The organism is Pectinatus frisingensis, from assembly GCF_015732285.1.
Classification (GTDB): domain Bacteria; phylum Bacillota; class Negativicutes; order Selenomonadales; family Selenomonadaceae; genus Pectinatus; species Pectinatus frisingensis.
Map to the genome: position 1 here is coordinate 98,919 of NZ_WIQU01000032.1, position 21,852 is coordinate 120,770.

General features: G+C 39.2%; 16 protein-coding genes. 10 read left to right on the plus strand and 6 right to left on the minus strand.

Annotated elements, in window-relative coordinates:
- Positions 1 to 6 precede the first annotated feature (6 nt).
- The 4 genes from I6751_RS06025 to I6751_RS06040 all read right to left on the minus strand — a co-directional run bounded on the left by I6751_RS06025 (position 7) and on the right by I6751_RS06040 (position 5,987).
- The gene (locus tag I6751_RS06025) at positions 7 to 2,034 is read right to left on the minus strand and encodes a BglG family transcription antiterminator (RefSeq protein ID WP_196592205.1); all 2,028 of its coding nucleotides are present in this window, start codon (positions 2,032 to 2,034) and stop codon (positions 7 to 9) included.
- A gap of 252 nt (positions 2,035 to 2,286) precedes the next feature.
- A complete protein-coding gene (locus I6751_RS06030; RefSeq protein WP_182186908.1) occupies positions 2,287 to 4,002 on the minus strand; it encodes a phosphoethanolamine transferase in 1,716 nt (571 codons plus the stop codon).
- A gap of 193 nt (positions 4,003 to 4,195) precedes the next feature.
- Positions 4,196 to 5,311 (minus strand): Nif3-like dinuclear metal center hexameric protein, encoded by a 1,116-nt coding sequence (locus I6751_RS06035; protein ID WP_196592206.1) that lies wholly within the window; start codon positions 5,309 to 5,311, stop codon positions 4,196 to 4,198.
- Entirely contained in the window at positions 5,250 to 5,987 is a 738-nt protein-coding gene (locus I6751_RS06040; RefSeq protein ID WP_196592207.1) for a tRNA (adenine(22)-N(1))-methyltransferase, read from the minus strand. The genes I6751_RS06035 and I6751_RS06040 overlap by 62 nt, the downstream gene beginning before the upstream one ends.
- Positions 5,988 to 6,368: 381 nt before the next feature.
- Here I6751_RS06040 and I6751_RS06045 point away from each other — a divergent pair, with 381 nt between their 5' ends.
- Positions 6,369 to 8,264: a fructose-1,6-bisphosphatase gene (locus I6751_RS06045; protein WP_196592208.1), complete on the plus strand. Its 1,896-nt coding sequence runs from the start codon at positions 6,369 to 6,371 to the stop codon at positions 8,262 to 8,264.
- A 23-nt stretch (positions 8,265 to 8,287) separates the two neighbouring features.
- Here I6751_RS06045 and I6751_RS06050 read toward each other — a convergent pair whose 3' ends face one another.
- On the minus strand, positions 8,288 to 9,646 hold the full coding sequence (locus tag I6751_RS06050) for an MATE family efflux transporter (RefSeq protein WP_196592209.1): 1,359 nt from the start codon (positions 9,644 to 9,646) through the stop codon (positions 8,288 to 8,290).
- 413 nt (positions 9,647 to 10,059) lie between these two features.
- On the opposite strand from I6751_RS06050, the gene I6751_RS06055 reads away from it, so the two are divergent.
- The 7 genes from I6751_RS06055 (at position 10,060) to I6751_RS06085 (ending at position 14,394) form a co-directional block, all read left to right on the plus strand.
- Positions 10,060 to 10,269 (plus strand): cold-shock protein, encoded by a 210-nt coding sequence (locus tag I6751_RS06055; RefSeq protein WP_182186892.1) that lies wholly within the window; start codon positions 10,060 to 10,062, stop codon positions 10,267 to 10,269.
- Positions 10,270 to 10,562: 293 nt separating this feature from the next.
- Positions 10,563 to 11,351, plus strand: coding sequence for an MBL fold metallo-hydrolase (locus I6751_RS06060; RefSeq protein ID WP_182186890.1), 789 nt, complete (start codon positions 10,563 to 10,565; stop codon positions 11,349 to 11,351).
- A gap of 49 nt (positions 11,352 to 11,400) precedes the next feature.
- Positions 11,401 to 12,528: a S1C family serine protease gene (locus I6751_RS06065; protein WP_182186888.1), complete on the plus strand. Its 1,128-nt coding sequence runs from the start codon at positions 11,401 to 11,403 to the stop codon at positions 12,526 to 12,528.
- Complete coding sequence (gene rlmH, locus I6751_RS06070) at positions 12,525 to 13,004, plus strand: 23S rRNA (pseudouridine(1915)-N(3))-methyltransferase RlmH (RefSeq protein WP_182186886.1); 480 nt, start codon at positions 12,525 to 12,527, stop codon at positions 13,002 to 13,004. Before I6751_RS06065 ends, rlmH begins: the two co-directional genes overlap by 4 nt.
- A gap of 193 nt (positions 13,005 to 13,197) precedes the next feature.
- Positions 13,198 to 13,398, plus strand: coding sequence for a hypothetical protein (locus tag I6751_RS06075; protein ID WP_182186884.1), 201 nt, complete (start codon positions 13,198 to 13,200; stop codon positions 13,396 to 13,398).
- Positions 13,382 to 13,855: a tRNA adenosine(34) deaminase TadA gene (gene tadA / locus I6751_RS06080; RefSeq protein WP_330998210.1), complete on the plus strand. Its 474-nt coding sequence runs from the start codon at positions 13,382 to 13,384 to the stop codon at positions 13,853 to 13,855. Before I6751_RS06075 ends, tadA begins: the two co-directional genes overlap by 17 nt.
- A 116-nt stretch (positions 13,856 to 13,971) precedes the next feature.
- Positions 13,972 to 14,394 (plus strand): universal stress protein, encoded by a 423-nt coding sequence (locus I6751_RS06085; protein WP_182186883.1) that lies wholly within the window; start codon positions 13,972 to 13,974, stop codon positions 14,392 to 14,394.
- Positions 14,395 to 14,481: 87 nt separating this feature from the next.
- On the opposite strand, the gene I6751_RS06090 is transcribed toward I6751_RS06085, so the two are convergent.
- A complete protein-coding gene (locus I6751_RS06090; RefSeq protein ID WP_196592210.1) occupies positions 14,482 to 18,363 on the minus strand; it encodes a phosphoribosylformylglycinamidine synthase in 3,882 nt (1,293 codons plus the stop codon).
- A 297-nt stretch (positions 18,364 to 18,660) separates the two neighbouring features.
- Here I6751_RS06090 and fumC point away from each other — a divergent pair, with 297 nt between their 5' ends.
- Both fumC and I6751_RS06100 read left to right on the plus strand, forming a co-directional pair.
- Complete coding sequence (fumC, locus tag I6751_RS06095; RefSeq protein ID WP_182186879.1) at positions 18,661 to 20,049, plus strand: class II fumarate hydratase; 1,389 nt, start codon at positions 18,661 to 18,663, stop codon at positions 20,047 to 20,049.
- Between the two features lie 342 nt (positions 20,050 to 20,391).
- Complete coding sequence (locus I6751_RS06100) at positions 20,392 to 21,723, plus strand: cation:dicarboxylate symporter family transporter (protein WP_196592211.1); 1,332 nt, start codon at positions 20,392 to 20,394, stop codon at positions 21,721 to 21,723.
- Positions 21,724 to 21,852: the final 129 nt, after the last annotated feature.

A 21,852-nucleotide genomic window follows, 5' to 3' on the forward strand; every position in this document is an offset into this window, starting at 1 on the left:
ACATCCTTAGTTAAGAAAATTTTGAATAAAATGATGAATATCAAGATAAGTATTGGCAATTCGTAACTGCTTCAGGATTTTTTTATTTGTAAATACTTTCCATAAATCCGTAATCAGGTGCAGGTGATCTTTTTCATTTATTGTTGAAAAGGCAAATATTAAATCTACAGGTTTTTGGCAATCTGCGTCAAAATATACGGCCTTTTTTAGTCTTATAAAACTTACAGCGACTTTTTTCGCACCGTCGTCATAGCGGGCGTGCGGCATAGCTACACCAGGGCATACTATAATATACGGGCCTATATCATTGATACATTGAACCATTTTGTTTACATATTCTTCAGTAACTGCATCGGCTCTTACTAACAGAGCACCGGCCGCCCGAATTGCTGCCTGCCAATCTGGAACGGCTACATCGAGGGCTATCATGTTTTTTGTAAGTAATGATGCCAAACCATTTTTTTGAGGTGAAGATATTGCATTTACAGGTTTTGGTGTAATTTTTTTGTTGTAAAAATAATTAAGCTGTCCTTCAATGACACTTATTTCAGCTTCGGTAAGAATCGGTGATACTCGTAAAACAGCTTTGCCGGTGATGTCCAGCGACACGGTACTAATAATGATATCGATGTCAGAGAGGTTTTGCTCATCCAGCTTGTATAACGAAAGTATTTCTTTTATATAAATATAAGGAATACGGCTTTTCAAAGTATTTGACAAAAGATTGGCCGTACCTACACCGTTACCGCACACCAACAAAACTGATAATTTTTTTGTGCGTCGTATTTTGTGCCGTTCTACTGCTGCTCCCAGATGAATGGTCAGATATCCTATTTCGTCTTCAGAAAGCTTGATGTGCATTTTTTTCCCTAATTGCATGGCAGCCCTGCGCGCTATCATAAAAAGATCGCTGTATTGTGTCCTGATCTGCAGTAATAGGGGATTTGTAAGGACAATACCACAATGGGCCCGCTCGATAGCCGGTTGCAAATGAACTGCCAGATTATAAATGAGCTCATCATCATCCATATAGATATCACCCAGCCATACCTGCACATATTTGATAAAATCTTTAGCCATACTGATAGCTTTTAAGCTGGAGTCGTTCGGCAGAATTTGTTTAGGCAATGTGTTGGGAAAGTATATTCGACTATGAAGGAGTTCCTTCATAATGAACTCAATTTCTGTCGGAGTATTTATACGGGAATCATAAATTTTCATTTCATCGGCAATAGTGCGGGATAGTTCTTTTAACTGTTCACCTTCATCTGAAAGAAAGTCGATAGGCTTGCCCCTCGGGATCAGGTAATTTTGCTGCAGTCGTTTGATTTGTACTATTAAAGCGCAAATCATGCGGTTAGTAGAAGTATCGTTTTCCACAATGTTTTTTTCTTTTATAATATTGAGAAAATGTATGGCAGTTTTTTGTACAGGGAGTTTTGCGGTATATTGACAAAAAACTTTTTGTATCCCCCAAAAATATTCTTTTTTTGCATTGAATTTGCGAAAATCGTATAAATATTTGGAAAAGATATGAATCAGCATATCCCTGATATCTTGTTCTTTGCCTTGTGCCCAAATACCTAGACCACGTTTAGAATTATATTGCAGGTTTCGTTTTATGAGAATTTGTTGTACATTTTTTAGATCAGATAGCAGAGTATTTCTGCTGACCTTGATATGATTGGCTAAATCATCTATGGCAACGTTAGTTTCGTCCAATAAGGCTACAATTATCATGTCATAGCGCTCTTTATGACTTAGTATATAGTCATCATTATTAGAGGACGCGATTGTGGTTTTTATGGCTGTAAGTGGCTGCTCCAGCCAGATGCCCTTGCGTGATTTTTTATGGAGTACAAAACCTTCAGCAGTTATATCATCCTTTAGAAAATTCAAATCGTAGCGGATAGTGCGGGCAGAGACTTGAAGAAGTGTAGATAGCTTGAATATTGTTATCGGGGCATCATCAAAAGTGGTTTTTAGTATTTTGAGTAATTTTTGACGACGTTCATTCGTGATGATATAAATCACTTCCCTTATAAAATCTACATATTATCAGGTCGCATGTTTAGAAATATTGTAGGAATAATGTTCTTTGTTTCTTGAGTTAATTATATAATCTGATTATTATGCCAACAAGAACAACGTTTGTCATAATAATATGACAAACGTTGTATTAAGAAAATATTATATGATAAAAAAGACTGTCATATATAAACGGCATTTTTATAAATTCAGTGTCGTTTATGTATAACAGTCTTGTTTTGCTGTATATAAAAAGCTTTATTTTAAATACGGATCATCAGTCAATTTCCTTTCACCTAACATAGTAGTCAGATTCTGCAGATTGAAACGATATTGTGGAGAGGAAAAATCCTGCCCGACATCATAACGATTGGAAGGTGCATTCAAAATACCGCAGACAGTATCATAGACCATATCATTAGTAAAAAATTGTTTTTCATTGTGTTTAAGTGCTTTAGTCTGCACCGGATAAGATTTTTGATATTCATTCGACAGATAGACAAACATAGGAATCCGAACCATATCAAAGCGAAAAACATCAGGATTATGCGAGATATTGATATCTTCACCGTGATCGGAATAATAGATCATTGCTTGTAGATGGAGATGTTCTTTAGCATAGTTATAGATTTGGGATAAGATATAGTCGGTATAGAGTATGCTGTTAGCATAAGAGGCTTGATTAGGATTACCTTCTTCATCCTGCCATTTTTCAAATTCAGCCGGATAACGATTGTTATAATAAATATGGCTTCCCATAAGATGTAAAACAACAAAGTTATTTTTATTGGGGTCAACTTCTGGTAAAAAATTAAGCAGGGAATCGTCAAACTTATCGGTAAACACGTAGGAATCATCAGTCCATTTAGCATAATCGGCAGTTTTGGCGACCAACGTAATAGCACTGTCGTATTGGCCGTAACGGCCCTGATTGCTGAACCAATAAGTATCATAACCAGCCTTTTTAGCGACGTCTATTACCGAAGTTGAGTTAAAGAACTGTTTATTATTATATTGGCTTTGTTCTGTTAAGGCACGCTGCAGCACTTGTACTGTCTGAACCCATGACGAATAAACATTGCGAAATACGACAAAATTGGGATCTTGCATACGCTGCTGCAGCCAGGGGGTGTCATCATAAGGAAAATCAGGGGTATAAGCTTTCATGTAGTTACGGGAAGCAGATTCACCAATGACCATTATGACCGTACCCGGATTGGTTTGGGCTAAAGTGGCAGTACTGTTATTTAGCTTTAAATCGTTAAATCGTTCCACATAATTAGTACTGTAACGTTCATTTTGGTGCACATAATCAGATACTTCTGTCCAATTGGTTATTATTGATGTCTGTGAAAAAAGAAAGAAAAATAAATAACCAAACATAAATATTGCCGTGACGGACAAGATAATACGTTTTTTTAAACTATATGTGACGGATTGAGCTTTTATTAAATAATCTCTGTTTGCCCGATAAGCCAAATAAAAGAAAAAACAGACACCGGCAACAGTCCCGATGAAAGCAGGAACAGTGACGTTTGACTGCAGAAAATCAATCGCTTCTTGAGGATTGGTTAAATATAATGCCATCAAAGAGGCAGGTGAGAGGCAATGCTGATAAATACAATAGTATGAAATTTCTAAAAAAGGAATCAATAAACAAAGAATATCTAAAATAGCAAAAACAGCAGCTATGACTCTGGGGTAGTGACGGGGGAAATAGCATAGTGTCTGAAGTGTGGTGAGCAAAACGAATAATCCTGTACCAAAGAGAAAGTCAATGCGGATTTCCGAAATATACCATGCTGTATGGTATGTCCAGGAATACAGCAGCGGGAAGGTAATGCACCATGCCAGTCCGACGATAAGATGCGGCAGATAATCAAGAGAAAACATGCTGGCAGCTGTTGCGTACTGCATAAGACATAAAGCTGCTATAGTCGGTAAAAAATATACCAGATAATTAATTGGAGCCATATCTTCCCCAATATTTATATAAAATACAATTAAGCAGATATAAAAAATTAAAGCAGATAAGAAAAAGTTGAGACTCCTCACTTGATAAGTTTTTGCCAGTATACGCATAATTCGAATCATCCTTTATAAGTTCTTTCATGATCAAAACAACATAATATACTATATCATAAAAATTGTCCAGTGGCATAAATTATTATAAAGTTTCAAACGGATCACGGGTATTTTGGTCATAAATAATTTTTATTTGCCAGGCGTTTTCCTGGGCAAGGGTTTGAAGCTCGGCAGATAATGCGCTGACTATTGGGTATTCGGTTCCAAAGTGCCCACCGTCGATTAAATTAATGCCTAAATCTTGAGCCCGCTGTGCTTCATGATATTTAACGTCACCGGTAATATAGACATCAGCGCCCATCATTTTTGCTTTGTCGATGAACTCTGCACCGGCACCGCTGCATAAAGCGACTTTTTTGATTTTTTTATCATTGACTTTAACGATACGAATGTTATTAGCCGGCAGACTAGCCTTTACGGCAGCGGCAAAATCGACAAAAGATGTTTCTTCGGGTAATTCACCGATTCTTCCTAGTCCGGTTATATCGCCGTTTGTTTTTAGGGGATATATTTCATAAGCTGGTTCTTCGTAAGGATGTGTTTTTAACATGGCTTTAATTACCCTGTCTTTTATTTTTAATGGTAAAATAGTTTCTACTTTTATTTCTTTTACGGCAGCAATTTTACCTATTTTACCGATAAACGGATGGGTACCTTCAAGTGGTAAAAAATGTCCGGTACCTTCACTCACGAAACTGCAATGGGAATAGTTGCCAATGAAACCGGCACCAGCCTTGCCAAGTGCAAGACGAACTTTTTCGGCATGGGCTTCCGGAACGAATACAACTAATTTGACAAGCTCCTCTTGAAAACTTATGTCAAGTGGAGCAACATCATGCAGGTTCCACAGTTCACATAATAAATCATTGATGCCACCGTGTGCACTATCAAGGTTAGTATGCGCTGCAAATACGGCGATATTGTTTTGCAGAAGTTTTTGTATTAAATGTCCCTGAGGCAAATCAGTCCGTATTTTTTTGATGGCATGAAAGATAAAAGGGTGATGGGATATTATTAAATCACATTTTTCGGTGATTGCTTTTTCTACCACCTGGGAATTGACGTCAAGGCAGATAATGATTTTATTTACTGTCTGGGAAGGGCTGCCGAGCAGCAAGCCGGGATTATCCCATTCTTCAGCTAATATGCGAGGAGCTATTTTTTCCATTGCATCCATTATAACCTGGCATTTTATCATATTTATTCAACTCCAAATCATTAATCAGGGTTAATAAGTTTCTGCGGGCAAGTTTATTTTTTGGCAGCTGCGAATTTGCCAGTTCAGCTGCTATTTTTTTATTGCGGTGCAATAATACATCAAGGTGAAGGGAAAATAAAGGTGGTCTTTCCCTTAATAACATCGGACCTATTTCAAGAGAAACGCTATCAGGCATTTCTCGCCTGCCGGGTATGGCATAGATGATTTGATAGATATGGTGCTGTTCTTTTGCTAATGTTTCAGCTTCTATATGCCAGCCAATTTCATAAATATAACGCCGCAGTTTTTCAGCAGCGAGCTGCGGCTGCAAAATAAGGCCGTGAAGAGAAGCAACCGTTGCCGAAGAGGCTTTTAATAAATTGGTGATAAGTGTGCCACCCATGCCGGCAAAGACTGCTATATCGACTTCATTAGGATGTATGACAGATAAGCCGCTGCCAAGTCGGACTTCGATCTGCCGGGTAAGATTGTGCTGTGTTACAGCTGACTGGGCAGTGGAAAAAGGACCTTCACGAACGTCGACAGCAATAGCGGCAGTGATCTTATGTAAATTCATCAGAAAAATCGGCAGATTGGCATGATCAGTACCAATATCGGCAAGGCGAACATTCAGTGGGACAAAATCGGCCACAGCTTTTAATCGTGGTGTGAGCATCTGATACCATCCTTTTAAAACTTTATATTTATCATTATAGCATACACACTGTGCAATTTAAGGCAATAACAAAGAAATAAATGAAAGCGTTATGAATATAGTATTATTTTAATCGTTACTTATATGCCAGATAAAAAATAATATTATATATTTCATTTACTAATACCTTTAAACGATTGTATCTTGCAATGATTTAGTTATTATATAAGAAAAATAAACTTGGCTATATTTTAAATGAAACCATATTATATTGTAAAAAATATGATATATAATATCAATATATATCTTTGATATTTACATCAGTGCTGGAAAATGATATGTTTAATAAGAAGGACTTTAGACTGCTTTTATTGTAATAGAAAACTGAATAGGAGAATAAGCATGAATGATCAAGATCAAAAGTACAAATATCTCAAACTATTGGCAGAAAAATATCCTACACGTCAATCGGTCTATGCGGAACTTATTCATTTAAACGGGGTACTAAGCCTGCCAAAACCTACAGAACATTTTATGAGTGATTTGCACGGTGAATATGAATCTTTTTTTCACATTCTTAATAATTGCTCAGGAGTAATTAAGGAAAAAGTTGAAAAAGTGTTCGCTGAAAAAATGAATGAGGAAGAAATGGCTGATTTTTGCACACTTATTTATTATCCTAAAGAAAAATTGGCAGCGATGAAAAAAAATAAACATCTTTCTCCTAAATACTATAAAAAGACTATTTTGAATCTTCTCGATTTAGCCAAATTTATGTCATACAAATACCAGCCAAGGGAAATTAATACAGCCATCCCACAAGGCTATGGATACATAATTGATGAATTACTGCGCGGCCGGCCTGATGCTGATTATGTACCGAGGGTATATCGGCAGAAAATGCTTGATACCCTTATAAGCATCGGCAGCGGCAACGATTTTATTTTCGCGTTTACAGTATTGATTAAAAGACTAGCTGTTGCCAGGCTTCACATAGTTGGAGATTTCTTTGATCGTGGTAAGCGCCCGGATGCCATTTTGGATATGTTGATGAAACACTATAGTGTGGACATCCAATGGGGCAATCATGATGTGCTGTGGATGGGAGCAGCATGCGGCAGTGAGACTTGCATAGCCGAAGTTGTGCGAATAACCCTGAGATATAATAATGTTGATGTCTTAGAAAGAGGTTATGCAATAAGTGTGCGACCGTTATTTCTATTCGCGGCAAGACTTTATCCTGATGATAATCCTAATGATGCGGCGCAAAAGGCAATAGCCATTATTTTATTCAAGGAAGAATACCGGTTAATTAAACGTAATCCGGAGTTTGGTATGGAATCGAGAATATTACTTGATAAAATAGACTATAAGAATAAATACTTTGTTTTGAATGGCAAAAAGTATGAACTCAGTATTAAAGATTTTCCGACTATCGATCCGCAGGACCCGTTTGCCCTGACTGAAGATGAATGCGCTATAATTAAAAATCTGCGTTCATCTTTTATAGAAAGTTCGCAGTTACGGCGTCATATACAATTCCTTTATCAAAAAGGGAGTCTTTATAAATGTTATAATGGTAATTTACTATTTCACGGCTGCGTTCCGGTCGATAAGGAAGGCAGATTGAAAACAATTCGCCTGGATGGAAAAAATTACAGTGGGCGTGCATATCTTGACTGTGTAGACCAAAAAATACGTCAAGCGTACTTTGGGGAAAGAAACCAGACAGCAACAGACTTTATGTGGTATTTGTGGTGTGGTATAAATTCACCTGTATCAGGACGAAGAATGAAGATCTTTGAACGGACATTTACTTTGGATAAGGCGCTTTGGGAAGAAGAATCAAATGCCTATTTTTATTATTATGACAAAGAATGGTTCTGTCGACAGATATTAGAAGAATTTGGTCTTGATGCGAAACATGGACATATAATAAACGGACATGTACCTATTAAGGTGAAAGACGGTGAAAGCCCGATTAAGGCAAATGGCAAGGCCATAGTAATCGACGGGGGATTTTGTCAGGCTTATCATAAGAAGACAGGAATCGCGGGATTTACACTGGTATCCAATTCACGTGGACTAAGACTGATAGAACATCGTAACTTCACTAATGTAAAAGCGGCAATAATGGATAATGAAGATATTGAATCAGTTTCCAAATCAATTGAAGTGCAAAGTTATCAAACGACAATCGCTGATACTGACGAGGGCGAAAAGATACAAGAACAAATAAATGATCTGTATCATCTGATGCTGCTATACAAAAATGGTATATTAAAACCGGTAAAATGAATAAATAGTTCTTTAGAAGTTCGTTATTCAAAATTTTTCTGCAGAAAGTTTTTTTCTACTATTCTTAGACGAAGCATTAGCAAAATAGCTCCGCTGAGCAAACCGGCAATGAGTCCGACCCAGTAACCATAAGGTCCCATATTAAAGAAAGTGGACAGTATCCAACCGAACGGCAGGCCAATCAGCCAATATGAAAGGACAGCAAGATAAAATGTGATTTTAACATCCTTATAGCCCCGCAAAGTCCCTTGCAAAGGGGCATTTATACCATCGGTAAGCTGCATACAGACGGCATAAACGAGAAAAGATATCAATAGACTCTTTACAGCGGGATCATTGGTGTATAATGAAGCTATTTCCATGCGGAAGTTCACTAAGACAGAAGCTAAAGCCGCGGCAAAAGTCAAGGAAAGTATTCGTCCCAGTCTGCTGTACCTTTTAGCGTCAGGGAAACGACCTGCGCCTAATTCATAGCCAACCAGTATGGTCAGAGCCATACTGATACTCAAAGGTATCATATATACCATCGTAGTGAAGTTGATTGCCGACTGATGGGCAGCGATAACAACGGTGCCATAAGTAGTCATTAAAAGACCGACGGCACCAAAGATACTTTGTTCACAAAAAATAGTGCTGCCGATAGGAATACCGATTGATAATTGGTGATGCCACTCCTTCAATGACGGATAGGGGAGCTTGCGAAATATGTGATAACCTTTAAAGGGAGATATACAGGTAACTACGATTATATTAAATAGTAAATTTAAATAATAAGTGATGGCAGTGCCGACACCAGCACCAATGCCGCCCAGCGCTGGTAAACCGCCGATACCGAAAATGAAAAGATAATTGAGAAATATATTTATAGGGACAGTGCATATGGTGATGCACATGGTTAATCTGGTGAATCCCAGAGCGTCTATAAAATTTCGCAGTACAGCGCCTATGAATATAGGACAGACACCAAAGGCAATGATTGCTAAAAAATGAGTAAAAACATAGTTGACGCGCGGTTCCAATCCAAGCAGCGGGGCAAGTGGCTTTACCAGCAACAGACCTAAGATAATGAACAATATCGCTAACCCGAAAGACCAATAGATTCCCTGCTGTACAACAAAACGTATTTTTTCATGCTGACCTGCGCCGTATAAGTAAGCAATAGTCGGTGTCAGGCCGGAAATAATTCCTAAACTACTGTTGAAAAAAGGAAAGAACAAATTAGTGGCGATGGCTACACCGGCTAATTCACGTTCGCCTGCATGCCCGGACATTATAGTATCAAAAAAACCGATAGAAACTATGGAGAGCTGTGTTATAAAAATGGGCAGCAATACAGCAAAAAACTGCAGGGCCTTTTGCTGATACGAATATGTTTGTTTCATATTACCTCCGTAAATCTTTAGACAAAATAAGAGCTGCGGCTGCAGCTCTTATTTCGATGATAACATATAGGAAGGTTTTTGGCAACACAGGATGATTTGTAATAACTGTAATATTGAACGTTTGCATAATTAAGGTGCAGCAGTCAATGGAATTTAATAAGAATAAAAAATACAATATACAATATATTTCAATAATTATGTAAAATATTGATTAAAACTCATATTAATAAGCAAATATTTATTTGACAATTTGATTACTGCATGATATAGTAAGACTGTATTCAGAGATTGGCAACGGACTCACATGCTCTTGTAAGTCATTGATTGGTTAATTCGATGTTTTACAAGAGCATGTGCTTTTTGTTTGGTTCTATTGAATATATAATATTTTTATTCTCAGGAGGACTCATATAATGACAGGAACAGTTAAATGGTTTAACGCTGGTAAAGGCTATGGTTTCATTACTAATGATGATGGAAGTGGCGATTTATTCGTACATTTCTCTGCTATCAAAGCTGATGGCTACAAAACCCTTGAAGAAGGCCAGAAAGTAACTTTCGATGCTGAACCAGATAGCCGCGACAGCAGCAAAATGCGTGCTGTTAATGTTTGCGTTGCCTAATTAATCATATAGGAATACAAATTTAGCGATACCGCTTGGCAATTTTGTCAAGCGGTATTTTCGTGTGCAAATTTATAGTGTATTGTCATATTTTTGTCATAATTTATTGATATGATTTGTTGCATCAAGATAGATGTCTTGATATATCGGAGAAGAATTCCTGTCATCTTTAATTGCCGCGGCTGCTTTTTTAATGTTATAATTAAAATCATTGGAGTTCAGGAATTGCTTTTAAGCTTTGCTGATCTCTTTGAAATATAATCAATTATAATAAAGAATGTGGGGCTTAAATTGTGCACGTTTCTGTTTTAGCCAGCGGCAGTAAGGGTAATTCAATTTTTGTAGAAATAAATAATACACTTATATTGGTGGATGCGGGAATCAGTGCCCGTCGTATAACCAATTCACTTAGCGATATCGGCGTAGATATCCGCGATATTGAGGGGATTGTAGTCACTCACGAACATCGTGACCATGTAAGTGGGTTGGTGACATTGTGTAAAAAGTATGGTTTGCCTGTTTATTCCAGATTAGCTACTTTTAAATCGATGTATTGTATTGATAAGCTACCATTGGAATGTCTGCATCCGATAAAGGAAAAATTTGCTATTGGTAATCTTGTTGTGGAGGCTTTTAATATCTCGCATGATGCTGCAGATCCGGTAGGTTACAGTATAAAAGGGCGACAGCAAAAATGCACAGTGGCAACTGATTTGGGATTTGTCACTAGTAATGTTCAGGAAGCTATCGACAACTCGGATGTACTTGTATTAGAAGCCAACCACGATATCGATATGCTGAAAAACGGTGATTATCCGCTGGCATTAAAGCGGCGCATAATGGGGAAACAAGGGCATCTTTCTAATAGTGATGCCGCGTGGGCTTTGGTAAGAATGAAAAAACAGCATTCATATGTTTTTTTGGCTCATATGAGCGAAGAAAACAATCGGCCGGATATTGCTAAAAAAACGATAACTGATATCATGTGGCAGCAGGGGATTAAGCTAGGAGAAGATATAGATATCAAAATGGCTAAGCAGGACGAAATAGTTACGATGTCAGCAGACAAAAAATCATCTTGAGTTTGAAAATAAATATTGTTTACGGTCAGTAATGAAAGGATGATGTTATATGATAAAAAATCCGAAATACAAATCTTATTTGTCACATGGGGTTTCTTTTTTGGCAGGCATACTGGTTGTTGCTATTGTTTTATTGGCTGGTTGTTCACTGGGAACGGCAAAAAATGGCAGTCCATCATCATCCGGTACAGCTTCACAGATGGCTCAGACAGCATCAGGACCTGTTTCTGATGCCAGAAACACACCTATTGTCCGTGCCGCTAAGGCTGTGGGACCAGCGGTAGTAGGTATAACCAATAAGGCTGTGGCACGTGATTGGTTTAATAATCAGGTAGAAGTCAGCCAAGGCGTTGGGTCCGGTGTAATTTTTAAAAGTGATGGATATATAGTTACCAACAATCATGTTATTGATGGAGCTAAGGAAATCACCGTATCACTTTCTGACGGTCGCACTTTGCCGGGAAAATTAGTGGGAGCGGATCCTGTAACAGATATTGCTGTGGTAAAAGTGGATGCCAAAGATCTGCCTACAGCTAAATTTGGTAATTCAGACGATATAATGGTAGGCGAACCGGCTATTGCCATAGGGAATCCGATGGGGCTGGAATTTCAGGGCAGTGTTACCGCTGGTGTGATAAGTGCTTTGAATAGAACATTGGATATTGGTGAAGGACGAGTAAAGCTTCTACAAACTGATGCGGCCATTAATCCGGGCAACTCAGGTGGTGCGCTGGTAAATGCTGACGGGTTGGTAATTGGGATAAACAGTGCTAAACTTGCGGCTAATGGAGTGGAAGGAATGGGGTTTGCCATTCCTATAAATACCGTCAGCTCAATTGTAGATCAAATAATAGCAAATGGGCATGTATCTCGTCCTTATCTTGGTGTAGGAGTTTTTGATAAGGAAACGGCAGCTAAGAATGGCTATTTGCTGAATATCGATAAAGGGGTATATGTAGCCCAAGTGGCGGCAGATGGACCGGCGGCTGCGGCAGGCATTCAGCGTGGCGATATCATTGAACAAATTGATAATAAGGCAATTAATACAGTCAGTGATTTACGCGATGCCATAGCAGCACATAAAATCTCTGATAATGTCTCAATTGTATTATTGAGAAATGGCGGTGAAATGACAGTAACAGCACAGCTGAAAGAAATGCCGGCAAATAATCAATGAAGATAACGATAATTAGCGCGGGAAAGATAAAAGAAAGTTATCTGCGCGCAGGGATTGCTGAGTTTACAAAACGTCTTCATCCGTTTACACAGTTGGATATAGTGGAAATCAGTGAAGAGAAAATGCCAGAGACTCCTTCATTAGCCGAAAAGAAGAAGATTCTTACCATTGAGGGGCAGAGATTATTGAAACAAGTTCCGGCAAATAACTTTTTGTTTGTGCTTGATGTTTATGGCAGACAGTTCTCGTCTGAGGAGCTGGCAGAGAAGATACGGACTGTGACACTTGAGGGACAAAGCAATCTGGCTTTCGTAATTGGCGGAGCTTTTGGTTTATCTGATGAATTACGGGGAAAGGCCGACATTTGCATTAGTTTTTCCAGGATGACTTTTACACATCAGATGGTGAAACTGCTGCTGATTGAACAAATATACAGGGCATTTAAAATAAATCGCGGAGAAAAATACCACTGGTAATATTACCGGTGGTATTTTATTCATGGATATTAAAAAAAACAACGGATAAAAATTTTTTATTAAATCGTCAGAGAACTTTAGTTGTGCGTATATAATGCCGATATAATATATAGGAGCGATATAGACACTTAGACATTAGTCAGCAGTGGGAAAAACTGAACGTCATGATTTATTGGAAAAAGGAGGGCTTTTTATGGTACCGCGTATTGAAAAAATTACTGGAACCAGTAAGATAACAATGAATTATTGGAATGGTAAATCATTTGTAAATGATAGAGATTTGAGAAAAAATAAAAAAAAGAAGCCGCTCTCTTTCAAAAAAATTTTACATGACGCCAGTAACCAACAAGAAGATATGCCATATAAGGTGGAGTTGAATGATAGGGAAACCTGATGCGGAAATGATGCTGCGGGCATTGGAATGTGCACGTTTGGCTTTTTCAGCGGATGAAGTACCGGTAGGTGCTGTCATTGCGGACAAAAAAGGGAATGTGGTTGCGACAGGCTACAATATGCAGGAACATTCACGGGACGCCACGGCGCATGCCGAAATTTTAGTGATAAGAAAAGCTTGTAAAGTGCTGGGCCGTCGCAGACTCGATGATATGACGCTCTATGTTACATTGGAACCATGTCCTATGTGCGCTGGTGCAATATTGCTGAGCAATATTGGGCGATTGGTCTATGGGGCTGCCGATTCACGGCTAGGGGCGGTCGATTCATTATTTGCATTGTTGACACATCCTGCTTTAAATCATGATATTGAGATAAGGGCAGGTGTGAGAGAAGATGAATGCCGCAGCATCCTTCAGCAGTTTTTTGTGAACAAACGCAGCTGGACAGGCAAATAAATATCAGTAATAAAATTTTCCTGCAGCGGCAGGCTCCCGTGATCAATTATAGACAATCCGTAATAATTATATTATAATTATTTATAGAAGCACAAGAAGAAAATGGAGGAATTCATATGGATGACATAAAAACAATTCTTGTCCCGGTGGATGGTTCCGAGGGTTCAAATAAGGCAGTTGATTTTGCAATTACCCTGGCGCAGGCATATAAAGCCAAATTAGAGTTTCTTTATATTGCAAATATTAATCAGATGGCAATAAATGCATGCTTGTCAGATGCTATTTTGGATGCTGTCACCAAAGCAGGAGATGCTATCTTGGATAAGGCTTTGGCAGAAGTCCCACATGATGTTCCGGCAGAGGCTTTTTCAGAAACAGGCTCTCCCTCAGTAACTATTCTGGAATTTGCTGAAGAAAATAAAAATAATATGATTGTAATGGGCAGCCGTGGCCTCGGTGTCGTAAAGGGTGTTCTTCTAGGCAGTGTAAGTCAATATGTAGTGGAAAATGCCAAATGTCCTGTCGTAATCATAAAATAAAATTTTGTGAAAAACTGAAATCCCCCCATCCTGTACTGATGGGGGGATTTTAGTTATGCTATGAAATAGTTTGCAATACAGACTTCATTATCTGTAGTAAGCAACACCGGATTCAAATAATAATTGGTTTTTTTCACCGGGAACATTTATTGCCAAATCGTTAGTTATACGTTCAGAGTGGCCCATTTTACCAAAAATGCGTCCGTCAGGGCTGGTGATGCCTTCAATTGCATCGATAGAACCATTAGGATTGTAATTGATATCCATAGAAGCATTGCCTTCATGGTCGACATATTGAGTTGCAATCTGACCTTTTTTGCGTAAACCGCTGATTACCTGCTGAGTGGCAAAGAATCGGCCTTCGCCATGAGAAACAGCCATGGTATGAATATCATCCAATGATGTTTTGGCGAGCCATGGAGAAAGATCAGAAACAACTTTTGTTTGTACTATTCTGGAGACATGACGGCCAATCTGGTTGTAAGTAAGAGTTGGTGAATCAAGATTCAAGTCGCGTATTTCACCGTATGGTAAAAGTCCCAGCTTTATCAGTGCCTGAAAACCATTGCAAATACCGAGCATTAAACCATCACGCTGATACAGCAGTTTATTTATTGCATCGGCAATGCGGGGATTTCTGAAAGTAGCGGCAATGAATTTACCGCTGCCGTCAGGTTCATCTCCACCGGAAAATCCTCCGGGCAGCATCACTATTTGGGCTGTATTGATAGCCTTTTCTATTGCCAGAACAGATTCTTCAACGGCTGTCGGTGTCAGATTTTTTACCACCAGGGTTTGTACTTTGGCTCCTGCTCTAAGGAAAGCAGCCTCAGTATCGTATTCGCAGTTGGTACCGGGGAATACGGGTATAAATACTTGCGGTTTGGCAATAGAAACAGATCGATTGATAATTTTTTTTGCCTTGTATATCATACTTACAGCTTTATTGTAACGTCGGCTGCCGGACAGTGAAATATTAAGGCTGGTATCAGTAAAAAGCTTTTCCGCTTCAAAACCGATGGAATTGTCAAGTACGGGTAAATCATTATCGCGTTTTACAGTCGTTTTTATCTGAGTGGGGAAAATTTTTTCTAATGGCTTTTCGTAAGATTTAGCAATATCATTGATGTTTATTGTTACATTGCCATAGATGACGGTGGGAGTATTGATTATCTGGCCGAGCAAATAAAAACCGGTGCTTTCTAATTCGGTCAGATCAGCATTATTGGCTAATTCGATTATTAAAGTACCATAAGAACTGCCAAACATTTTGGGAATATCATATGATATATTTTCATTAAATTTAAAACCGAGGTTTTCACCAAGACACATTTTGCTTATAGTAGCGGCGATACCGCCCTTACCTACACTCATTGCTGAAAACAGTTTGTGGTTTTCAGCCAATTTATTAACCGCAGCAAAATTTTTCTTCAGTTTATTAAATATTGGCAGGTCGTGTTTGTCGCGTAAGGCAGGTAATACATAAACACGGTTGCCGGCTAGTTTAAATTCAGATGAAACAACTTTATTGGACAGTGTAGGACAAACTGCAAAAGTTAGTAGTGACGGCGGTACATTCATATTCATAAAGGTACCGGACATGGAATCTTTTCCACCGATGGCGGCGGTGCCAAATTCATGCTGGGCACGCAGCGCTCCCAGCAAGGCGGCAAATGGTTTACCCCATTTTGCTGCATCTTTTCCCAAGCTTTCGAAATATTCCTGAAACGTCAATCTGGCAAGCGTATAATCGCCACCCATAGCGGTGATTTTGGCTAAAGCAGCTATGACTGAGTAAACAGCACCATGATAGGGACTCCAGTCCATGAGGTAAGGATCGAAACCGAAAGCCATAAGCGTTGCCGTATCAGTTTTACCGCCGATTACCGGCAGCTTTGCAGCCATACCTTCGGAAGGAGTACGTTGTGTATAGCCGCCGTAAGGCATCAGTAAAGTACCGGCTCCAATAGTAGAATCAAACTGTTCAACAAGACCTTTTTGGTCACAGACATTTATATCTTCGAGATTTCTTAACCAGAGTTTTTCAACAGAATTTTTTCCATAATCAAGAGTGGGCAATTGGGAAAAGTAGGTGTCATATTTATTGGGGGCATTTATCTTGACAGATACATGTTGCTGGATGCCGTTTGTCTGTAAGAATGTTCTGCTGATATTTACAATGTTTTTGCCGCGCCAAACCATTCGCAGCCGATTGTCAGCAGTGACTGCCGCGACGATAGCAGCTTCAAGGTTTTCTTCAGCCGCATAGTCGATAAATTTTTGTGCATCAGCAGCGGTGACTACTACTGCCATTCGTTCCTGTGATTCGGAAATAGCCAGTTCAGTACCGTCAAGACCGTCATATTTTTTCTTTATGTTATCTAATTTTATATATAAGCCGTCGGAAAGTTCTCCGATTGCAACAGCTACGCCGCCGGCACCAAAATCATTACAGCGTTTTATCAGGCGGCTGACTTCCTTTTTGCGGAACAGGCGCTGCAGTTTGCGTTCTGTCGGTGGATTACCTTTTTGCACTTCGGCACCGCAGGTTTCCAATGATTCCAATGTATGTTCTTTAGAAGAACCTGTAGCTCCGCCTATACCGTCACGTCCGGTTCGTCCGCCTACAAGAATTATCTGGTCACCAGGCTGCGGTTCCTGACGCACGACATTTTCTTGTGGTACAGCGGCAATAACGGCACCAACTTCCAATCGTTTGGCAAGAAAACCTTCGTGATAAACTTCGTGTACCTGTCCCGTTGCCAAACCTATTTGATTGCCATAGGAACTATAGCCACTGGCAGCGTCCCGAGTGATTTTTCGCTGTGGCAGCTTGCCTTCGATAGTCTCATCAAGGCTGCGCCGCGGATCGGCGGCACCGGTTACACGCATTGCCTGATAGACATAGGCACGTCCCGACAGCGGATCGCGGATTGCACCGCCAAGGCAGGTAGCGGCACCGCCAAAAGGCTCAATTTCCGTGGGGTGATTGTGGGTCTCGTTTTTAAACATGACCAACCAGTTTTCCTTTTTACCGTCGATTACTGCTGGGACAACGATACTACAGGCATTGATTTCTTCTGACACGTCAAGGTCACCAAGTTTACCCATCTGCCTGAGCTTTTTCATACCAATCACAGCCAGATCCATCAAAGTTACAGGATGGTTTTCCCTGTGTAAATCAGTGCGATCATGAAGGTATAGATTATATGAATCCTTTATATCGGCGGTATATTCATCATCTTCAATAGTGACTGAGTCAATTGCTGTAGTGAACGTAGTATGACGGCAATGATCAGACCAATATGTATCGATAACACGTATTTCAGTTATAGTCGGATCACGCTGTTCTTGTTCAGCAAAATACTTGCGGCAAAACAAAAAATCTTCATAACTCATTGCTAAACCTAATTTGTCATGAAGGGTATTTATTGTTTCATTTGACATTGCGGAAAAACCGGTGATGATCTGCACATCGGCAGGATTTTGTACAGTCATGGACAGTGTTTGCGGTTTTTCCATAGAAGCTTCACGGCATTCTACTTCATTTATGCAGTATTTTTTTATTTCATAAAAAGTCTCATCATCGACATTACCGACCAGGGCAATAATTTTAGCCGTACGGACAAGCGGACGTTCTTTTTGGGTGATGAGCTGCACACATTGTGCGGCTGAATCAGCAGTCTGGTCGAATTGGCCGGGGAGAAATTCCATAGCGAACATACGTGTGTTTTTCATGGATGGCAGATTTTCATTATAGATTACATCGACAGGGGGATCAGCGAAAACAACATTTTTGGCTTTGCTAAATTCTTCGTCAGTCATTCCTTCTATATCATACCGACGAAAAATACGGACAAATCTCAAATCTGTCACGGTAAACATACTTTTTAAATCGGCACAAAGTTTTTGCGCCGGAGTATCGAAAAATCCGGGGCGCTTTTCCACATAAATTCTCTTAACTGACATTATCCAGCCTCCATATTGAAATAACTCAATAAATATTGATAGCAGTGTAACAAAAATATAATAATACATTAATATTTTACATTAGAAATAAAGCATTGTCTATCAGCTGTGTAGGATTAATTGCGGCAATGGCCTGATTTGGAATAAAAAACTCTTTTTTGCAGTAAAATATCTAAATTAAATGAAAATCATTTTCAAAATATGCAGGGAGTTTTCCGGTTGACGTAGAATAAAAAAGATAGTTCATTTTAGAACATAGTAATATGCAATTTAAGATAGATAGTAGGAGGGATTTTGATGCAGTATCGTGTTGAAAAGGATTCTATTGGAGAAATAAAAGTTCCGGCTGATAAATTATGGGGTGCACAGACACAGCGTAGTTACCAGAATTTTAAAATAGGTACGGAAAAAATACCTATAGAGCTGGTGCGGGTATTTTCCCGGTTAAAAAAGGCAGCTGCCAGGGTGAACCTGGACTTAAAACTGATTGACAAAGAAAGAGCCGAAGCTATTATGACAGCCTGCGATGAAGTTCATGCCGGTAAGCTGGATGATAATTTCCCGCTTGCAGTCTGGCAGACAGGCAGTGGGACACAGTTCAACATGAATGTGAATGAAGTTTTAGCACATCGGGCTATGCAGATTTTGCAGGAACAAGGCAAAACTATTAAGGTTCATCCCAATGACCATGTGAATCATTCGCAAAGCTCCAACGATATTTTTCCCACAGCTTTGCATGTTGTCACTTTGATGCTGATAAAAAAACATTTACTGCCGATAATGGATGATTTTATTGCTGCTTTAGATGAAAAATCAAATGAATTCAAAGATATTATTAAAATAGGCCGTACACATTTAATGGATGCTACGCCATTGACATTGGGGCAGGAAATAAGCGGCTGGAGTGGCATAGTGAAACGTGACCGCGAAATATTGGATCGGTCACTTGAATATGTTCATTATTTGGCAATGGGAGGAACAGCTGTCGGCACTGGCATAAATACTCATCCTGAATTTGCAGTGAGAGTGGCTAAGGAAATAAGCAATCTTACTGGTGAAAATTTTGAAACGGCACCCAATAAATTTCAGGCATTGTCAAGTAAATCAGAACTGGCATCAGTTCATGGAATTTTGAAAGCTTTGGCAGCCGATTTGATGAAGATTGCCAATGATGTGCGCTGGCTGGCCAGCGGACCACGCTGCGGCATCGGTGAAATAACCATACCGGCAAATGAACCGGGCAGCTCGATAATGCCTTCAAAAGTAAATCCTACCCAAGCTGAAGCAATGACTATGGTTGCGGTACAGATTATGGGAAATGATACAACAATCGGATTTGCTGCCAGTCAGGGCAATTTTCAACTCAATGTATTTATGCCGGTCATTGCTTATAATATGATTCAAAGCATTCGTTTACTGGGAGACGCGATTAAATCATTCAATCATAAATGTGTCACGGGTATACAGCCCAATTTACCAAGAATTAAGGAACATTTGAATCAGTCACTGATTTTAGTAACAGGACTGGTGCCATTGATTGGTTATGATAAAGCAGCTGAAATCGGTAAAAAAGCTGCTAAGGAAAACACAACTCTCAAGCAGGCTGCATTGGCGCTGGGGTATGTTTCAGAAAAGGACTACGATTTTTATATAGATCCACAGCGGCTGATAAAACCGGAAGCCTGATCATAAGGCCATATTATTATAGATTAAACTAAAAAACTGTCGCATGTAGCATTTGGCGGTAAATATGCAGCATAGTAAATTAATCGGCCTGTTAGAAGTCTGATTGTGGTTTTAACAGCGATGTTTGTAGAGCTTGCATGTTTATTTGACCTGGTACTATATGCGGCAGTATTTTTATATATAAATTATCGATAATATAGTATGTTTTTTCTGTTAGGTTAGTATAGCAGTAATAATTATTGATTATTTACGGAACTTATGATAAAGTATAGCTATTGTAATTAATACTTATTAAGTAAGGATTTAGATTATATAAAGTGATAACAGGGAGGAAAGGGCATAATGGTATTATTTAATTTATTGGTCATTGTTTTAATATTTGCCTTTTTGTTTTATTTAGAACGAAAGGGTGTTTCATTTGGCAAGCGGATATTATTTGCGCTGGCTATCGGTATTATAATAGGAGCAGTTTATCAAGGCTCATATGGAATTGACTCTCCGGTAGTCAAAGGAACATTGAGCTGGCTCAATATTGTTGGTACAGGTTATATAAGAATGCTGATGCTGATTGTCATTCCACTGGTATTGGTATCAATAACATCGTCTATTTTGCAGATAAAAGATATGAAGACTTTTCGCACTACGGGTATATTGATCATCGGCATACTTTTGTTTACCACAGTCATAGCAGCATCAGTAGGAGCAGCTTCAGCCTTGGGATATCACCTGTCGGCAGTGGGAATGCCGGCCGGTGACAGTGAAATAATCGCGGGACAGAATATTGAAACTAAATTGGATACATTTCAGAAAAAATCAGTTCAAGAACAGCTTATCGAGATAATTCCGACAAATGTGTTCTATGCTTTTACCGGTCAGCACAGTGCTGACACATTATCAGTGGTATTTATTGCCATACTCATCGGCATCAGTATTTTAAAGATAAGACAATATAAACCGGAAACGGCTGAGTTTCTGGAAAAAATAATATTGGCGTCGCAGGATATCATAATGGAGATCGTTGACCTGATACTGCGTATTACACCATATGGTATCTTGTCATTAATCGTAAAGTTTATCGCGACCAGCGATATCAGCAGTATACTAAAGCTGGTGTCATTTGTGGCAGCATCGTACACGGCGATAATAGTGATGTTCGTCATTCATTTGCTGCTGCTGGCATTGGTCAGATATAATCCGCTGCATTACATTAATGAAGCTTTTCCAGTCCTTTCTTTTGCATTTATGTCAAGGACAAGTGCAGGGACACTGCCGCTGACAGTAAGTGCATTAGAAAGTAAGATGGGAGTATCGAAGGGAATTGCCAATCTTGCTGCATCATTTGGCATCAGCATAGGACAAAACGGTTGTGCCGGTGTATATCCGGCAATGCTGGCAGTTATGATTGCGCCAACAGTGGGAATAGATCCGTTTACCCTGCCTTTTTTGTTGAAACTTGTATTTGTGACAGCGCTCGGTTCACTCGGGATAGCCGGCGTCGGTGGTGGAGCCACATTCGCTGCATTAGTGGTTTTATCGACAATGGGGCTGCCGGTAGGATTGGTAGGACTTTTGATTGCTGTGGAACCACTGATTGATATGGGACGCACGGCATTAAATGTAAGTGATGCCATGGTCACGGCGGTTATAACAGAAAAATTGACGACAAAAGTATAAATGAAAATAAAAAACTGCCGCAGCCGATTATATTTGTTATCGGCTGCGGCAGTTTTTTGTCGCAAAGCACTCACGAAAATAAATTTGGCCGGATGTAAAAAATAGTAAAGATGAAAATGATATTAAAGT

Excerpts from the sequence above, each read along its gene's own strand:
- I6751_RS06040 (WP_196592207.1), bottom strand. The coding sequence starts at position 5,987 with ATGCTCACACCACGATTAAAAGCTGTGGCCGATTTTGTCCCACTGAAT.
- I6751_RS06090 (WP_196592210.1), bottom strand. The coding sequence starts at position 18,363 with ATGTCAGTTAAGAGAATTTATGTGGAAAAGCGCCCCGGATTTTTCGAT.
- I6751_RS06035 (WP_196592206.1), bottom strand. The coding sequence starts at position 5,311 with ATGATAAAATGCCAGGTTATAATGGATGCAATGGAAAAAATAGCTCCT.
- rlmH (WP_182186886.1), top strand. The coding sequence starts at position 12,525 with ATGAAGATAACGATAATTAGCGCGGGAAAGATAAAAGAAAGTTATCTG.
- I6751_RS06050 (WP_196592209.1), bottom strand. The coding sequence starts at position 9,646 with ATGAAACAAACATATTCGTATCAGCAAAAGGCCCTGCAGTTTTTTGCT.
- tadA (WP_330998210.1), top strand. The coding sequence starts at position 13,382 with ATGATAGGGAAACCTGATGCGGAAATGATGCTGCGGGCATTGGAATGT.
- I6751_RS06030 (WP_182186908.1), bottom strand. The coding sequence starts at position 4,002 with ATGGCTCCAATTAATTATCTGGTATATTTTTTACCGACTATAGCAGCT.
- I6751_RS06085 (WP_182186883.1), top strand. The coding sequence starts at position 13,972 with ATGGATGACATAAAAACAATTCTTGTCCCGGTGGATGGTTCCGAGGGT.
- I6751_RS06100 (WP_196592211.1), top strand. The coding sequence starts at position 20,392 with ATGGTATTATTTAATTTATTGGTCATTGTTTTAATATTTGCCTTTTTG.
- I6751_RS06065 (WP_182186888.1), top strand. The coding sequence starts at position 11,401 with ATGATAAAAAATCCGAAATACAAATCTTATTTGTCACATGGGGTTTCT.
- I6751_RS06055 (WP_182186892.1), top strand. The coding sequence starts at position 10,060 with ATGACAGGAACAGTTAAATGGTTTAACGCTGGTAAAGGCTATGGTTTC.
- fumC (WP_182186879.1), top strand. The coding sequence starts at position 18,661 with ATGCAGTATCGTGTTGAAAAGGATTCTATTGGAGAAATAAAAGTTCCG.
- I6751_RS06075 (WP_182186884.1), top strand. The coding sequence starts at position 13,198 with ATGGTACCGCGTATTGAAAAAATTACTGGAACCAGTAAGATAACAATG.
- I6751_RS06045 (WP_196592208.1), top strand. The coding sequence starts at position 6,369 with ATGAATGATCAAGATCAAAAGTACAAATATCTCAAACTATTGGCAGAA.